Annotated in this window: 15 protein-coding genes; 8 read left to right on the top strand and 7 right to left on the bottom strand. The window is 74.4% G+C overall.

Going from position 1 to position 16148, the window contains the following annotated elements; genetic code table 11:
- The first annotated feature begins 1 nt into the window (after position 1).
- Entirely contained in the window at positions 2 to 2065 is a 2064-nt protein-coding gene (locus RM590_RS22170; protein WP_311706413.1) for a hypothetical protein, read from the top strand.
- A 237-nt stretch (positions 2066 to 2302) separates the two neighbouring features.
- Here RM590_RS22170 and RM590_RS22165 read toward each other — a convergent pair whose 3' ends face one another.
- From RM590_RS22165 to RM590_RS22140, 6 genes are all read right to left on the bottom strand, one after another.
- Positions 2303 to 3676, bottom strand: coding sequence for a protein kinase domain-containing protein (locus RM590_RS22165; RefSeq protein ID WP_311706412.1), 1374 nt, complete (start codon positions 3674 to 3676; stop codon positions 2303 to 2305).
- On the bottom strand, positions 3673 to 4521 hold the full coding sequence (locus RM590_RS22160) for a PP2C family serine/threonine-protein phosphatase (protein WP_311706411.1): 849 nt from the start codon (positions 4519 to 4521) through the stop codon (positions 3673 to 3675). The genes RM590_RS22165 and RM590_RS22160 overlap by 4 nt, the downstream gene beginning before the upstream one ends.
- A gap of 85 nt (positions 4522 to 4606) precedes the next feature.
- Complete coding sequence (locus RM590_RS22155; RefSeq protein ID WP_311706410.1) at positions 4607 to 5275, bottom strand: vWA domain-containing protein; 669 nt, start codon at positions 5273 to 5275, stop codon at positions 4607 to 4609.
- 52 nt (positions 5276 to 5327) lie between these two features.
- Positions 5328 to 6749 carry a GAP1-M domain-containing protein gene (locus RM590_RS22150; protein WP_311706409.1) on the bottom strand — a complete coding sequence of 474 codons (1422 nt, stop codon included), beginning with the start codon at positions 6747 to 6749 and terminating at the stop codon, positions 5328 to 5330.
- A gap of 119 nt (positions 6750 to 6868) precedes the next feature.
- Positions 6869 to 6982 (bottom strand): methionine/alanine import family NSS transporter small subunit, encoded by a 114-nt coding sequence (locus RM590_RS22145; protein ID WP_311706408.1) that lies wholly within the window; start codon positions 6980 to 6982, stop codon positions 6869 to 6871.
- Positions 6982 to 8523 carry a sodium-dependent transporter gene (locus RM590_RS22140; RefSeq protein WP_311706407.1) on the bottom strand — a complete coding sequence of 514 codons (1542 nt, stop codon included), beginning with the start codon at positions 8521 to 8523 and terminating at the stop codon, positions 6982 to 6984. Before RM590_RS22140 ends, RM590_RS22145 begins: the two co-directional genes overlap by 1 nt.
- A 212-nt stretch (positions 8524 to 8735) precedes the next feature.
- On the opposite strand from RM590_RS22140, the gene RM590_RS22135 reads away from it, so the two are divergent.
- The gene (locus RM590_RS22135; protein WP_311706406.1) at positions 8736 to 9095 is read left to right on the top strand and encodes a histidine triad nucleotide-binding protein; all 360 of its coding nucleotides are present in this window, start codon (positions 8736 to 8738) and stop codon (positions 9093 to 9095) included.
- 4 nt (positions 9096 to 9099) lie between these two features.
- Positions 9100 to 10005: a ribonuclease Z gene (locus tag RM590_RS22130; RefSeq protein ID WP_311706405.1), complete on the top strand. Its 906-nt coding sequence runs from the start codon at positions 9100 to 9102 to the stop codon at positions 10003 to 10005.
- Positions 10006 to 10008: 3 nt separating this feature from the next.
- Here RM590_RS22130 and RM590_RS22125 read toward each other — a convergent pair whose 3' ends face one another.
- Positions 10009 to 11328, bottom strand: coding sequence for a family 4 glycosyl hydrolase (locus tag RM590_RS22125; RefSeq protein WP_311706404.1), 1320 nt, complete (start codon positions 11326 to 11328; stop codon positions 10009 to 10011).
- 33 nt (positions 11329 to 11361) lie between these two features.
- On the opposite strand from RM590_RS22125, the gene RM590_RS22120 reads away from it, so the two are divergent.
- The 5 genes from RM590_RS22120 to RM590_RS22100 all read left to right on the top strand — a co-directional run bounded on the left by RM590_RS22120 (position 11362) and on the right by RM590_RS22100 (position 16139).
- On the top strand, positions 11362 to 12465 hold the full coding sequence (locus RM590_RS22120; protein ID WP_311706403.1) for a carbohydrate kinase family protein: 1104 nt from the start codon (positions 11362 to 11364) through the stop codon (positions 12463 to 12465).
- Between the two features lie 51 nt (positions 12466 to 12516).
- Positions 12517 to 13209 (top strand): DUF1275 family protein, encoded by a 693-nt coding sequence (locus RM590_RS22115; RefSeq protein ID WP_311706402.1) that lies wholly within the window; start codon positions 12517 to 12519, stop codon positions 13207 to 13209.
- 91 nt (positions 13210 to 13300) lie between these two features.
- Complete coding sequence (locus tag RM590_RS22110; protein ID WP_311706401.1) at positions 13301 to 14314, top strand: PhoH family protein; 1014 nt, start codon at positions 13301 to 13303, stop codon at positions 14312 to 14314.
- 11 nt (positions 14315 to 14325) lie between these two features.
- On the top strand, positions 14326 to 14823 hold the full coding sequence (gene ybeY / locus RM590_RS22105) for an rRNA maturation RNase YbeY (protein ID WP_311706400.1): 498 nt from the start codon (positions 14326 to 14328) through the stop codon (positions 14821 to 14823).
- A complete protein-coding gene (locus RM590_RS22100; RefSeq protein ID WP_311706399.1) occupies positions 14820 to 16139 on the top strand; it encodes a hemolysin family protein in 1320 nt (439 codons plus the stop codon). The genes ybeY and RM590_RS22100 overlap by 4 nt, the downstream gene beginning before the upstream one ends.
- Positions 16140 to 16148: the final 9 nt, after the last annotated feature.

The raw sequence follows: 16148 nt of genomic DNA, 5'->3' as shown, positions 1-16148 counted from the left end.
CGTGACCGTCACCGCCACGGGCACGTGGCATCCCGGTCTGCCGCCCGGCGACGGCGCCGGCCCGCCGCCGCCCGCCCTGCCGCTCTACCCGGCCGTTCGCGACTACGCGGCGCTGTGCGAGGCACTGGCCGCGGGCGGCTTCCGGCACGCCGCCGAGGCGCTGCTGGCGCCGGCCACCGCCGAATCCGCCTACCGCGCCGCCGTGTTGGGCCCCGGCGGCCCGGCGGCCGGTGGCTTCCTGATCCTGGACGGGCTGTGGTTGCCCCCGGAGCGCGGCAGCGGCATGCGGCACGCAGACGCGGTCCTGTGCCGGGAGGCCGCGGCGCGCTGGCGGAAGGCCGGGGATCAGCGCGCGGACGCGGCCGGCGCGGTGCTGGACCGGCTGGGCGCGCTGGCGGACGCCGACCCGATGGCCGTGCGCCGCCTGGTCCTCTACCAGTTGTCCTGTCTGCTTGCCGACGCCGAGGGCGGCCCCACCGCGGCGGCGGCCGTCGCGCTCGGCGTGGCCGACGGCGAGGCGCCGGTGCTCGCCGCCGCCGTCGCGGCCGGGTTCCCGGCCGCCGGCGCGGCCCGGGAGGCGGCGGAGCTGATCACCGACGCCTGGGAGGAGCGGCGGCTGCGGGCCGCCGCCGACCTGGCCCGGGCGCTGCCGCCGGGGCCGGCCGACCCTGGCCTGGCCCGGCTGCTCACCACCCTGCGCACCGAACTGGCCGCCGTCGACCGGGAGGTGGAGGAGGCCGCCGCGCTCGCGGCGGCCGGTTCGCACCGGGCCGCCGCCACCGGCTGTCTGCGGGCCCTGCGCCGGGCCGCCGACGACCCCGCGGCCCTGGAGGGACTGCTGACCGCCGCCGTGCGCGCCGGGGACCTCGGCGAACAGCCGCTGATCACCGCCGCCGTCACCGACGGCACGGTCCGGCTGACCTGGCCCGCGCCGCGGCGCCCGGTGCCGGTCCAGGTGGTCCGGTTCTTCGAGGACGAGCCGAACGGGGCCACCGAGGTGCCCCTGGCCGCCGGGGGCACGGCCGCGCTGGACGCCGACCCGCCCACCGGCCGTCCGGTGCGTTACGCCGTGCTGCCCCGGGACGGCGACCGCGTCGCCGGCACCGCCCGGGCCAGCGCGCGCGTCCTGGTCACCCCGGAGGTGACCGGCGCCGGTGCGCGCGCGGTGCCCGGCGGGCTGGCGCTGACCTGGCGGGCGCACCCGTCGGCGACCGCGTTCCGGGCGTGGCGGGTGACCGCGGACGGCGACACCGAGGTGCCCTGCGGCGCCACCGGGCTCACCGACCGGCCGCTGCCGCCGGGCGCGCACGTCTACCGCGTGAGCTGCGGCTACCCCGGCCGGGCCGAGGGCGAGTGGGCGTGGTCGGACGGCGAGCGGATCACCGGCACCGCCGAGGACTGGCCCGACCAGGTGCCCGAGGTCGCCGTCCACCCCGCCGGGCCGGACGGCCGGGTCACCCTGAGCTGGCCCGCGCCGGAACGCGGCGAGGCCCGCCTCGTGGTGTGGCGCGGCCGCCCGCCCGCGCCGGGCGACGACCTCTCCGCCGCGCTCGGCCGGCTCTCCGCGGTCAGCGGCGACGGCCCCGGCGGGCGCACCGCCACCGTGCTGCCGCCGCCGCACGGCGCGCTGCGGCTGACCGCCGTCAGCGTGCTGGGTGAACGTGCCGTGGCCGGACCCAGCGTCCTGCTCGAACGCCCCGGCGAGATCGAGGGGTTGACCGCGCGCCGGCTGGCGCCAGGCCGGGCCGAGGTCGCCTTCCGCTGGCCGGAGCCCGCCGTGCTGGTCCTGGTGGCCTGGGAGGGCGCCGGCGGCCGGCGGGAGCGCCGCGTCTCCCGCAGCCAGCACCGCGCGGGCCCCGTCGAGATCCCGGTCGGCCGGGGCGAGCAGGTGATCAGCGCGGCCCCGGTGGCGCGCCCCGACGCGACGCTGGCCTTCGGCACGGCGGTCGCGACCCGGCTGCCCGCCCTGCCGCTGCCGCGCCTGGCGCTGCACCACGCCCGCCGGGCCGTGGAACTGGCCCGCCGGGCGGCGTCCCGCGCCCGCCGCCCGATCGCAAGACCCTAGGGCCTGTATCGAGTTCCCGCCCGGGCCCGCGACGCCAGTCACGGCACCTCGCCGCTCCCCCAGACTCCGTCTGGGAGGTGCCCCCAGCCGAATCGCGCGAATACGGCCGGGTATGAGCTGCGATCCGGTGCCTTGCTGGGGGTACCTCCCAGGCCCCCAAGGGCCTGGGGGGGCACCGCGTCTGACGCCGCGGGCTGATCCGACCGGGAACTCGATACAGGCCCTAGGGCCCCGGGGTCAGCGCTCCCGGACCACCGCCTCCGCGCCGTCGCCCAGTTCCAGCAGGACGCCCGGGCGCAGCGCGGCCGTGCGTCCCGGGGGGACCTCCACCTCGCCGCCGTCCGCGCGCCGCACCCGCCAGGAGACGGGCGAGCGGTTGGTCAGCCCGAGCCGCCCCGGCGTCCTCGGGTGCGCGGTCACCTCGCCCACCGCGGCGGCGAAGTCGTGCCGCTCCGGGTCCTCGACGAGATGGTGCGCGTACACCTCGGCGCCCTCGTTCAGCCGGATGTCGCGGCGCGTGCGGCGGCTGCTCTTGCCACAGGTCAGTTCCAGGCGCAGCGGCAGGTCCACCGTGCGCCCGCACTTCCAGCAGCGCGGCGCGGGCCCGTTCGGCTCGGCCAGGTTCTGCTTGCCGCAGCCGTGGCATGGCACGATGGCGTCGCGCACGGCGCTCAGCGCGTCGCGCCACTCCGTCTCGCGCACCCGGCGCGAGGGGCTGGCCAGCCCCTCGGTGAACGTCCGCGTGAACAGCTCCCGCAGCACCGGCGGCAGCGCGCCCCAGGTCGCTATGACCGTGTCCTGCTCGCCGGGAACGGGCCGGTTGCGGGTCTCGGCCGGGTCGTAGATGAACACCGGATCGACGCCGTACAGCTTGCGCTGCGCCTTGTCGTCCATGCAGTGGATCTTCAGCTCCTGGGCGCCGTCCAGCGGATGGTGGTTCATCAGGAGGTAGAAGAGCAGCACCGCGAGCGAGTGCAGGTCGGTCTGGATGCCGGGCGCCGCGCCCGGGTCGCCGCGGACCAGTTCGGGCGCCATGAAGTTCATCGTGCCGGCGATGCCCGCGGACTCGCCCTCCACGACCGCGTTGTCGTTGTCGCACACGAGGACGTCGCCGTTGACCGGGTTGAAGAAGACGTTGCCCCAACTGATGTCGCGGTAGGCGATGCCCTGCGAGTGCAGGGAGAGATACGCCTCGACCGTGTTGAGCGCGGTGGTGATGAGCGAGCGCGGGGTGGCGGCGGACACCGCGGGGTCGCGGCGCAGCAGTGCGGGCAGGTCGTGGAAGTGGTCCGGGCGCAGGCCCATCACATAGCCGAAGCTGGTCAGCGAGGGCTCCGCGACGATGGTCCGCGGCCACAGGAAACGGTCGTCGCCCCAGGCCCGGTCCACCAGCGTCTCCAGGATCCGCCACCGCTGGGCGTCGGCGAGCTGCGGGAAGTACCACTTCAGCGCCTGGGTGCCGGCCGGGGTGTCCACCTCGTAGACCTCGCCTTGCCCGCCGGAGCCGAGCAGGTGGCGCACCGTGATGGCGTCCCCCCGCTCGGTCGTCAGCCGCGCCCCCTCGGTGAGCATGCCGTACGCGCCGTTCATGGCGTTCGTCCCCCTTGTCACTGCTGTTGTCCTTCGTCGGAGCCTGCCGGGGAGACGGGGATGGCCCCCACGAGGGTGGTGTCGTCTCCCGAGTGTGTCGCCGCGTGGCCCAGCCAGTCGGCGAGCTTGCCCTGCACCTGGTCCGGGCCCTCCTGCCCGGCGCGTTCGCGCACGCCCCGGGCGAACGCGAGGAAGCCGCCGCGGTCCGTGAAGCTCTTGGACAGGCCGTCGGTGGACAGCAGCACGGCGGGCGGCGGACCGCCGGTGAGCGGCTGCCAGTGCAGGCGGGCCCGCAGCCACGCCTCGGGCAGGCACAGCGACTCGGTCTCGTCGCCGAGGTCGGGCCCGGCGTCCAGCGGGGTGTCCGTCCGGCCCGCCGTGTCCACCAGGACGATGTCGCCGTCGCCGAGCTGCCAGCACACCAGCAGCTCACCGGTGATCACCGCGCCGAGCAGCGTGGTGCCGTACACGTCGAACGCGGGCGTCTCCGGGCGGCGGCCGTGCGCGGGCGCGTTGGCCTCGTGCAGCGCGACGCGCTGCCGCCAGCCGCGCACGAGCTGGCGCGGCAGCTCGCGGGCCAGCGCGCGCAGCGTGGGCAACGACGCGGGCTTGTCGTTCGCGCCCGGGCCGCCCTCGGCGCGCCGCACGAAGCACCGGGCGCACGCGGCGAATTCCTCGGCCGCCCAGCGCGCGCCGAGGTCGCTGCGGAAGTGGGGGGCGGACCCGTGCCCGTCGGCCACCGCGAGCACGGCCGCCCGGCCGCCGGCCGCCGTGAACGCCACGTGGTGGTCCTGGCAGAACGCCTTGCCGCAGCCGGTGACGGCCTGGTGCAGCAGATACCAGCCCCCGTTCACCGCCCCGCTCACTGGGCCTCCTCGTGAGCTTCTCCGGCCGCGCGGCGACGGCAAGGTCTCATCGTCGTCTGCGGCCCGGCGGCCGCGCGTCCGTCGCTCACCAGACGTCGTCGCCGTCGTCCTGGACGGTCAGCGTGGGCGAACGGTCCAGGGGCGTGGTGAGGTGCCGCTCCCCGCCCACCACCGGGGTGGACGCCGTGGCCACCGCCACGGTCGAGGCCCAGCGGATGGCGGCGACGAGCTGCTTCGGGTTCTTCACCCGCAGCGGCTCCTGTTCGGGGTTGGCCAGGAACTCCTTGAGCATCGCCTTGTCGGCGTCCTCGCCGATGCCGATCGCCACCCGCACCGCGCGCTTGCCCCACGGGGTGGCGTCCACGGCCCGCAGCCCGGACCGCCAGTCGTCCGTCGGCAGGCCGTCGGAGACCAGCGCCAGCACCGGGCGCAGCGCGCGGCCCGGCATCGGGGGCGTCTTCAGCGCCTCGGAGACCAGCCGCAGGGCGGCGCCCAGGTCCGTGGTGCTGGTGGCGTACACGTCGTCCCAGTCGAAGTCGCGGACCGGGGTCGGCGCGGCCAGGTGCCAGGTGGCGCCGGCGCTGAACGTGATGGCGCGCACGAGGAGTTCGGCGCCGGGGTTGTCCTCGGCGGCCTTGCGCATCTCCGGAATGGCCTCCCGGATCGCGTAGTTGAGCTGGGTGATCTTTCCGTTGACCCCCATGGAGCCCGAACAGTCGAGCAGCCAGATGAAGTGGAGGGGGCGATTGGCCATGGGGCCACCGGGAATGTCGCTCACGGGGAAACCTCTCCGGAGGGGGGACGAGTCAGAAACGGTTGGACGGCGGGAAGTAGTGCGGTGGCCGCTCGGGCGGCGGCGGCAGGCCCGCGCTGAGTTCGTAGCTGCGCAGTTGGTGCCGCGCCCAGGCCAGCAGCTCGGGGCGGAGCAGCGAGTCCTGCCGGTTGAGTTCGGTGCGCAGGAAGTGTGCGGCGGCGGCGCCGGCCGGGCCGCCGGCGGTGACGTCCTGGCCGCGGACCAGCAGCTCGGCCGCCGTCCGTTTGACGGAGTCGAGGCCGAACGTCTCGTGGTGGGCCAGGAGTTCACGGGCGAGGGCGCACCGGTCGCGGTTGATGACGCCGGAGCTGGTGAGCAGGTTGGTGAGCCGCAGATGGACGCGGGTGGCCACCAGCACCGCGGGCGGGAAGGTGCGGGCCAGCTCCAGGGCGCCCGGCGGGCCGGGATCGGCCTTGTGCCAGACCAGCTCGTAGAGGAGCGTGAGCAGGTCGGCGTCGAAGGGCTGCCCGTCCGGCAGCAGGCCCAGCAGGCTGCGGTAGAGCGCGGCGTCGCGCCGTTCGCGCGGCGGCTGGCGCAGCTCCGCCGCGGCGCGGGTCAGCCGGGCGCGCAGGTCGAGCGGCGGGGCGGGCGGGGCCGGGGGTAACGGCGGCGGGCGCTCGCCGGTGAACCGGCCGAGCCAGTCGCGCACCGCGCGGACCGCCTCCGGGGCGTGCTCCGGCGGGCTGCCCTCGCCGCCGACGCCGTCGTGCACCCGGTAGCGGTGCCGCAGCAGGTCCGGGTCACCGCGGTCGAAGTCGGCGTCCGGGCCGATGCCCAGGATCTGCTGGGGTGCCCGGCGCGGGTGGTGGGTGCCCGTGGTGAACGTCAGCGCGCGGGCGTGCGCGGTGTCCCCGCAGCCGTCGAGGAACCGGCAGGCCAGCGCGATCCACCAGGCCACGGTGGCCTGTTCGGCCTCGGCGACCACGATCTGGCGCCCGGCCGGGTCGCCGAACAGGCGGCGCACATCCGTCAGGAACGGCACCAGCCGGTCGGCGCGCGCCCGCGCGAAGTCGGCGAGCCCCTCCTCGGTGAACTCGGTCCCGGGCTCGGGGCCGACGGCGGTCCCGCCGTCGGCCCAGTCGGCGCCCCAGGTGGGGGAGCGCCACAGGTCGATGGGCCACATCCGCGGCAGCCCGGCCGCGCCGCCCGGCAGGTGCAGCGCGTGCACCAGGCCGGCGCGCGGCGTGTGGCACACCACCGCGCCGCCGTTCTCCGGCAGCCGGGCGAAGGCGAGGGAGTCCCCGGGGGCCGGCGCCGCCGCCGCGATCAGCGGCTCCAGCGGTGCGTCGGGCGCGGGTTCCGGGCCGGCGAGCCGCGTGGCCGTGGGCAGTTCGGTGTCGGGGTCCGGGTTCAGGGTGAAGCGGTAGCCGCGGATGACGTGCCCGCCCTGCATGTGCCGTTCCCCCTCCGACAAGCCGTCTCCCCGGCCACCCCGCCGCGGTCCGGTCCCAGTGTGGCCAAGGACACGGTGATCCGCAGGTGGTTGGAGGATATCGCTGTCGGAGGGGGACCGGTCCCCGGGCCGTTACCGCGTCAGTTCGGCGTCAGTTCGTCGGGGTGACCGCGCAGCTTGAGGATCGCGGCGATCAGGCCGCCCCAGACGACGACCATGGCGACGATCATCATGACGATGGCTCCGGCGGACATCAGCGGCTCCTGTCTTCCGTCGTGTCGGTCGTGTCGGCGACTTCCTCGGGGAGCACCGGGTTCCGCCGCCACCGCACCAGCGACAGGACGACGCCCACCGCCAGCGCCGCGCCGGCGACGCCCCAGCCGGACCAGAGCAGGAACGACGTCTCGTAGTCGCCGTAGTTCTGGTCGAACTCGTCGGTCAGGCTGTCGATCATCATCCAGGTGAGGACCAGCGGCGTGACGATGCCCAGGCAGACGCGCCACCAGATGCCCAGACGGATCGCCGAGGTGGCGTCGGCGTTCTCCTGGAGGGCGGGCAGCTTGCGGAGCACCCAGCTCACGGTGACCACCAGGGCCAGGCCGGCGAGCACGATGCCGTACTGGTTGATGAAGTGGTCGGAGACGTCGAGGAAGTGCAGCCCGCTGTCGGAGGAGAAGAGCAGGACGGAGACAACGGCCACCGCGCCGCCGACGGTCAGCACGGCCGGGACGCGGCGCATGCCGGTCCGGTCCTCGACCGCGGCGACGATCACCTGGACGATGCTGATCAGCGAGGTGAGCCCGGCGATCACCAGCGAGCTGAAGAAGAGGACGCCGAAGAGGGCGCCCATCGGCATCTGGGAGATGATCTGCGGGAACGCCACGAACGCCAGGCCGACGCCGCTGCTGGTGACCTCGTCGACCCCGACCCCGGCGTCCTGCGCCATGAAGCCGAGCGTCGCGAACACCGCGATGCCGGCGAGGACTTCGAAGGAGCTGTTGGCGAAGCCCGCGACCAGCGCCGACCCGGTGAGGTCGGACTTGCGGTGCAGGTACGACGCGTAGGTGATCATGATGCCGAAGCCCACGGACAGGGAGAAGAAGATCTGCCCGTAGGCGGCGACCCACACGCTGCCGTTGTCCAGCGCTCCCCAGTCCGGCGCGAACAGGGCGTCCAGGCCGAGTTCGGCGCCGTCCAGCGTGAGCGCCCGGACCACCAGCACCAGGAAGAACGCGACCAGCAGCGGGATGAAGATCGTGTTGGCGCGTTCGATGCCGCGCCGCACGCCCAGCACCAGGATCACCAGCACGGCCACCCACACGGCGATCAGCGGCCAGGCCACCCCGGGCACGAACGTGGAGATCGACCCCGGGTCGTCGGAGACCTTCAGGAACTCCCCGAACAGGAAGCCCTCGGGGTCGTCGCCCCAGGACTGGTCAAAGGAGAAGCCCACATAGCGCACGGCCCACGCGAGGATGGCGGCGTAGTAGGTGGCGATGACGAAGCAGATGGCCACCTGCCACCAGCCGATGGCCTCGGCGGGGCGCGCCAGCAGCCGGGTGGCGCCGGGTGGTGAGGACCGGTACTTGCGGCCGAGGGTGTATTCGAGGATGAGCAGCGGAATGCCGGCCGTGAGCAGCGCCAGCAGATACGGCACCATGAACGCGCCGCCGCCGTTTTCATAAGTGACGGCTGGGAAGCGCCAGATGTTGCCGAGTCCGATGGCCGAGCCGATGGCGGCCATCAGGAATCCCGCGCGGGTTCCCCATTGTTCCCGTTGCGGCTCTTGAGCCATGGTCGAGCGTCCTTGTTTGCGATCCTTTTGTATACGAGCCCGGCGCACGTTACCAGTCGGTTCAGCCGTTCTCGACCCGGCGGCGCCGGTAACGGCCGCCCGGCTACCCGTTCCCCCGCCCGCCGAACCCCCTTCGGCCGGAGGCCGCCCGGTAGCATCCCGTGCGTACGCGTACCGGACGAGGCGACGACGCCCGAGGAGGGCCCCAGGCGATGGCGGGAGAAGCGCAGGCCGACTGCCTGTTCTGCAAGATCGTGGCGGGTGACGTGCCGGCGACGATTGTCCGGGAGACGGAGACGACCGTCGCGTTCCAGGACATCAACCCGCAGGCGCCCTGCCATGTGCTGGTGATTCCGCGGGCGCACTACCACGACGCCGCGGCGCTGGCCACCGCCGAGCCGGCCCTGGCGGCGGACGTGCTGCGCGAGGCGGGTGAGGTCGCGGCGCAGTGCAAGGTGGCGGACACCGGCTACCGCGTCGTCTTCAACACCGGGACGGGCGCGGGGCAGACCGTCTTCCACGCGCACGCCCATGTGCTGGGCGGCCGCGGCCTCCAGTGGCCCCCCGGCTGACGGCGTGTCCGCACGCGAGCTGGTCGTGCTCGGCACGGCCAGCCAGGTGCCGACCCGGCACCGCAACCACAACGGCTATGTGCTGCGCTGGGACACCGAGGGCCTGCTCTTCGACCCCGGCGAGGGCACCCAGCGGCAGATGCTGCTGGCCGGGGTGAGCGCGCACGACCTCACCCGGATCTGCGTCACGCACTTCCACGGCGACCACGCGCTGGGCCTCGCCGGGGTGTTCCAGCGCATCAGCCTGGACCGGGTGCCGCATCCGATCACGGCCCACTACCCGGCCGGCGGGCAGGAGTTCTACGACCGGCTGCGGCAGGCCACCCCCTACCGGGCGACCACCGAGGTGCTGGAGCGCCCGGTCACCGGCGAGGGCGTGCTCGTGGAGACCCCGGAGTTCACGCTCAGCGCGTGCCGGCTGTCCCACCCGGTCGAGGCGTTCGGCTACCGGCTGGCGGAGCCGGACGGCCGCCGGATGCTGCCCGACCGGCTGGCCGCCCACGGGATCGCCGGCCCGGACGTGGGCCAACTGGCCCGCGAGGGGCGGCTGGGGAACGTGTCGCTGGCGGACGTCAGCGTCGAACGGCCCGGGCAGCGCTTCGCGTTCGTCATGGACACCCGGCTGTGCGACGGCGTGTGGGCGCTGGCGCAGGGGTGCGACATGCTGGTCATCGAGTCCACCTTCCTGGACCGGGACGCCGCGCTGGCCACCGAGTTCGGCCACCTCACCGCCGGCCAGGCCGGGCGCGTCGCCGCCGAGTCCGGGGTGCGCCATCTGGTGCTGACGCACTTCTCGCAGCGCTACCCGGAGCCGGAACCGTTCGCCCACCAGGCGCGGGAGGCCGGTTTCGGGGGCGAGTTGACGGTGGCCGAGGACCTGATGCGGATCCCCGTGCCCCGGCGGCGCTGACCGTCAGTCGTGCGCGGCCAGGATCCGCGCGGCCACCGCGGGGGAGTCCACCAGCGGGTGCAGGGCCAGGGCGCGCAGCGCCGCGCGGCGGGAGCCGGTGGCGGCGGCCTCGATGGTGGCGCGTTCGACCGCCTTGACCTGGAGCATCAGGCCCAGTTCGGCCAGCCCGGGGGACAGACAGGGCACCGGGTGGGCGCCCTGGGCGTCCGCCTCGCACACCGTCTCGATGATCGCGTCGTGGGGCATCGCCGGCACGGCCCCGCCGTTGCGGACGTTGAGGATCAGCCGGGTGCGCCGGTCCTCGGCGATCGCCCGCATCAGGTCCAGCGCCACCCGCTCATAGCCGCCGCCCGCCATGTCCTGGCCGTCGCGCTGCCAGCCGCCGGCCGCCGCGCGCCCTTCGGCGCCGTAGGTGGACTCCCGCTCCTGGCGCGCGCGTTCCCACAGCGCCGGCGCTCGGCCGGGGTCGCGCTCCGCCGCCGCGAAGAACGCGCTCTGCTGGCGGTTCAGATACTCGCCGCGGGTGCGGGCCGTGGCGCGGGACGCGGCCAGCGTCTCGCGGCCGAAGTAGTAGTAGTGCAGATACTCGTTGGGCAGCGCGCCCAGCGCCCGCAGCCAGTCGCCGCCGAAGAGCCGGCCCTCCTCGAACGTCGCCAGCGCGGCGTCGTCCGCCAGCAGGCCGGGCAGCAGGTCCCGGCCGCGATGGGTCAACGACCGCAGCCAGCCCAGGTGGTTGAGCCCCAGATAGCCGTAGCCGACGGCCGCCGGATCGACCCCCGCCGCGCGCGCCGCCCGCCGCACCAGCGCGACCGGCGAGTCGCAGATGCCGATCACCCGGTGGCCCAGCTCGGTGGACATCGCCTCGGTCACCATGCCGGCCGGGTTGGTGAAGTTGATCAGCCAGGCGTCCGGCGCCAGCGTCCGGACCCGGGCCGCGATCTCCAGCGCCACCGGGATCGTGCGCAACCCGTACAGCACGCCGCCCGCGCCGACCGTCTCCTGGCCGAGCACGCCCTCGTCCAGCGGGACTCTCTCGTCCCGCACCCGGCCGGCGGTGCCGCCCACGCGCACCGCGCAGAACACGAAGTCGGTGCCGCGCACGGCCTCGTCCAGCGACTCGGCGACGCGCACCGCGGGCGCCCCCGCCACCCCCGACGCCTGCCCGGCCAGCACCGAGGCGATCACCCGGACCCGGGCCGGATCCGTGTCGAACAGTGTTACCTCCGTACACCGATCGGGTGCCTCGCGGGCGGCGTCCGACAGCAGTGCCCGGTATACCAGGGGGACACGGAACCCACCGCCGCCGATGATCGTGAGCCTCATGGCCCGGAACGTACCGTAGAAGTGAACGTCACCATGACCGGGAGCCCTGTGACCACCGAGAACGTTGACCCACTGGCCGGGGTGCGCGCGCCCGGCGACCCGGCCTGCGATGTGTATCTGACGGGGACCGTCTTCCTGGACATCATCTTCACCGGGCTGGATTCCGCGCCGGTGCGCGGCACCGAGTCCTGGGCGCGGGGGATGGGCTCCAGCCCGGGCGGCGTGGCCAACATGGCCACCGCGCTGGCCCGGCTCGGCCTGCGCACCAGCCTGGCCGCCGCCTTCGGCGACGACAAGTACGGCGAGTACTGCTGGGAGACGCTGGAGCGCGGCGAGGGCATCGACCTGTCGCTGTCCCGCACCGTGCCGGGCTGGCACTCGCCGGTCACCGTCTCCATGGCGTACGAGGGCGAGCGGACCATGGTCTCCCACGGCCACGAGGCCCCCGTGTCCGAGGCACTGCCCGGCCCGCCGCCGGCCAGGTCCTGCGTCGCCTCGCTGCGCGCGGGCGCGCCCCAGGAGTGGATCGCGGCGGCGGCCCGCGCCGGGAGCCGCGTCTTCGCGGACACCGGCTGGGACGACACCGGCGCCTGGGACCTGGCCGCGCTGCCGGATCTCGCGCACTGCGAGGCGTTCCTGCCGAACGCGGCCGAGGCGATGCGCTACACCCGCACCGACAACCCGCGGGCCGCCGCCCGCGCGCTCACCGAGATCGTGCCGCTGGCCGTGGTGACCATGGGCGCGGAGGGCGCGTACGCGGCGGACGGCCGCACCGGGGAGACCGCCGAGGTGCCCGCGATCCTGGTGGAGGCGCTGGACACCACGGGCGCCGGGGACGTGTTCGTGGCGGGCTTCGTCACCGGCACGCTGGCCGGCTGGCCGCTGGGCGACCGGCTGGCGCTGGCCGGGCTGACCGCCGCGCTGTCGGTGCAGGAGTTCGGGGGTTCGCTGTCCGCGCCCGGCTGGGACGAGGTGGCGGCCTGGTGGCGGCGGGTGCGGGACCTGACACCGGCGGACGGGCGGCTGGCCGCGAGCCTGGACCGTTACGGCTTCCTCTCCGGGCTGCTGCCCGAGCCCGCCCACCCCTGGCCGCGCCGCCGGGCGGTGCCCACGCTCGGCTTTCGCGCGCTGCCCTGACGGCCGTCCTGTGACCGGGCCCGCGGGCCCCCGGCGTGGTAGTGCTGGGTGATGCGCCCGACCGACCGCCGAAGTGCCCGGCTGCCCCTGGGTCTGCTGCTCGCCCTCACGTTCGCCACCGGTGTCGTCGACGCCGTCAGCTATCTGTCCCTCGGCGGCGTCTTCGCCGGGAACATGACCGGCAACGTCATCATCCTCGGCGCCGCCCTCACCGGCGCCGGCCACCTGCCCACCCTCGGCCCGGCCGTCACCCTCGCCGCCTACGCGGCCGGTGCCGCGCTGGCCGGCCGGCTGCTCGCCGCCGCGCCACCGGCCTGGGGCGCCCGGCACACCGCGCTCATCGGCGGTGTCGCGCTGCTGACGGCCGGCGCCGCCCCGGTCCTGTTCGCCGGCGAGGAGCCGCTGGGCCGGCCCGCCGAGCCGCTGGTCGCCGGGGTGCTGGCCCTGGGCATGGGCCTCCAGGCGGCGGCCGCCCGGCAATTGGCCGTCAAGGACGTGACCACCGTCGTGGTGACGTCCACCCTCACCGGCCTGGCCGCCGACGGCACCGGCGGACCCTGGCCCCGGCGGGCCGGCGCGATCGGCCTGCTGGCCGCCGGCGCCGCCGCCGGGGCCGCGCTGATCAGGCTGAACGCGGGCTGGGCGCTGCTGGCGGGCGGCGCCGTCATGCTCGCGACGGCGGTCACCGGCGCGGCGGCCACCCGTGTCAAGACCACGGCGAACAGGGCCGATCGCACTGGGTAATTTCCTACGGGTCTGTCGGTTCCGCGTCGTACCCTGGGATTCCCGGTACTTCAGCGCAGAGAGGGATGAGCAGGTCCGCAGCGGGCCGCCCATGACACAAACACCCACACACCAGCCAGCAGCCCCGACTGCTGAGGCGACCGCCCGGTTCACCGTGCCGGCCAAGCATCCGATGGTGACGGTGCTGGGTTCCGGCGACGCGCTGCTGCGCGTCATCGAGCGGGCCTTCCCCGGTACCGACATCCACGTCCGGGGCAACGAGATCAGCGCCACCGGCGAGCAGGCCGAAGTGCAGCTCGTGCAGCGTCTCTTCGACGAGATGATGCTCGTCCTGCGCACCGGCCAGCCGCTGACGGAGGACGCCGTCGAGCGGTCGATCTCGATGCTGCGGGGCACCGAGGGGAACGGCGGGGCCAGCCCGGCGCAGGTCCTCACGCAGAACATCCTGTCCAACCGCGGCAAGACGATCCGGCCCAAGACGCTGAACCAGAAGCACTACGTCGACGCCATCGACCGGCACACCATCGTCTTCGGCATCGGCCCCGCGGGCACGGGCAAGACGTATCTGGCGATGGCCAAGGCCGTGCAGGCCCTCCAGTCCAAGCAGGTCACCCGCATCATCCTGACCCGGCCGGCGGTCGAGGCGGGGGAGCGGCTGGGCTTCCTGCCGGGCACCCTCTACGAGAAGATCGACCCCTACCTGCGTCCCCTCTACGACGCGCTGCACGACATGCTCGACCCCGACTCCATCCCGCGGCTGCTCAGCGCGGGCACGATCGAGGTCGCGCCGCTGGCGTACATGCGGGGCCGCACCCTGAACGACGCCTTCATCATCCTGGACGAGGCGCAGAACACGAACCCGGAACAGATGAAGATGTTCCTCACCCGGCTCGGGTTCGAGTCCAAGATCGTGATCACGGGCGACGTCACCCAGGTCGACCTGCCCGGCGGCACGAAGAGCGGCCTGCGCCAGGTGCAGGAGATCCTGGACGGCGTCGAGGACGTTCACTTCTCTCGGCTCACCAGCCAGGACGTGGTCCGGCACAAGCTGGTCGGCCGCATCGTGGACGCCTACGACCGCTTCGACGACCGGACCCGAAAGTAGCCGCCCCGCCCATGGCGATCGAGGTCAACAACGAATCCGGCGTGGAGATCGACGAACGGGCCATCCTGGACATCGCGCGCTACGCCCTGACGCGGATGCGGATCCACGCGCTCTCCGAGCTCTCGGTGATCGCGGTGGACGAGGCGGCCATGGAGCAGCTCCATCTCCAGTGGATGGAGCTGCCCGGGCCGACGGACGTCATGTCGTTCCCCATGGACGAGCTGCGGCCGCCCTCCCGCGACGAGGAGGAGCCCGTCCAGGGCCTCCTCGGGGACGTGGTGCTGTGCCCCGAGGTGGCCCGCCGCCAGGGTGAGCAGGCGCCGACGAAGCACTCCATGGACGCCGAGCTCCAGTTGCTGACGGTGCACGGCGTGCTGCACCTCCTCGGGTACGACCACGAGGAGCCCGTCGAGAAGGCCGAGATGTTCGGCCTCCAGAAGGCCATCGTCGACGGCTGGCGCGCCGAGCGCGGCCTGTCCGGTCCGTCCCCGGCCCCCACCACGACATGACCGGTTCGCTGCTGGTCGCGGTGCTGGGGCTGCTCTGCCTGGCCTGGCTCTCGTCCTGCGCGGAGGCCGGGCTCGCGGTCATCACGGGCTACCGCGCCGAGGAGGCCGTCCGCGCCGGGCGGCGCGGCGCGGCGCGGCTGTCGGTGGTGGCCGCCGACCCCACCCGCTATCTCAACCTGGCGCTGCTGCTGCGCGTCGCCGGCGAGATGGGCGCGGGGGTGCTGGTGGTGTACGCCTGCCTCAAGGAGTTCGACGAGGTCTGGCAGGCGCTGACCGTCGCGTTCGGCGTGATGGTGCTGCTGTCGTTCGTCGCCGCCGGCGTCTCGCCGCGCACCATCGGCCGCCAGCACCCGCTGGCCACCACGACCGCGGCGGCCTATGTGCTGGTGCCGCTGGCCCGGGTGCTGGGCCCGCTCACCCAGGGCCTGATCATCCTGGGCAACGCGCTGACCCCCGGCCGGGGCTTCCGCAAGGGCCCGTTCGCCTCGGAGGCCGAGCTGCGCGCGATGGTGGACCTGGCCGAGCGGGAGTCGCTGATCGAGGACGAGGAACGCCGCATGGTGCACTCCGTCTTCGAGCTCGGCGACACCCTGGTCCGCGAGGTGATGGTGCCGCGCACCGACCTGGTCTCCATCGGCCGGCACGAGACGGTCCGCGGCTCGCTCACGCTCGCGCTGCGCTCGGGCTTCTCGCGGATCCCGGTCACCGGCGAGAGCGACGACGACATCGTCGGCATCGCCTACCTCAAGGACCTGGCGCGGAAGGTGCACGTCAGCCGCGAGGCGGAGGCCGAGCCGGTGGAGGCGGTGATGCGGCCGGCGACGTTCGTGCCCGACACGAAGAACGCCGGGGACCTGCTGCGCGAGATGCAGCGGGACCACATCCATCTCGCCGTCGTCATCGACGAGTACGGCGGCACGGCCGGGCTGGTGACGATCGAGGACATCCTGGAGGAGATCGTCGGCGAGATCACCGATGAGTACGACACCGAGCTGCCGCCGGTGGAGGAGCTGGGCGACGACTCCTACCGCGTCACCGCCCGGCTCGACCTCGGCGCGCTGGGCGAGCTGTACGGGCTCCGGCTGGAGGACGAGGACGTCGAGACGGTGGGCGGCATGCTCGCCAAGGCGCTGGGCCGGGTGCCGCTGGCCGGCGCGAGCGCGGTCGTGGAGATCACGCCCGAGCAGGGCCGGGACCGCACCGTGCCCCCGCTGGCCGGACTGCGGCTGACCGCGGAATCGCCGGCCGGCCGGCGCAACCGTATCGACCGCGTGCTCGTCCAGCCGCTGCGCGCGGAGGAGGAGGAGCGGGACTGACGCGGGCTC

The sequence above is a fragment of the Streptomyces litchfieldiae genome (assembly GCF_031845365.1).
GTDB classification, from domain to species: domain Bacteria; phylum Actinomycetota; class Actinomycetes; order Streptomycetales; family Streptomycetaceae; genus Streptomyces; species Streptomyces litchfieldiae.
The sequence above is the reverse complement of the archived record's forward strand: the minus strand, read 5'-3'. Positions and strand labels throughout refer to the sequence as shown.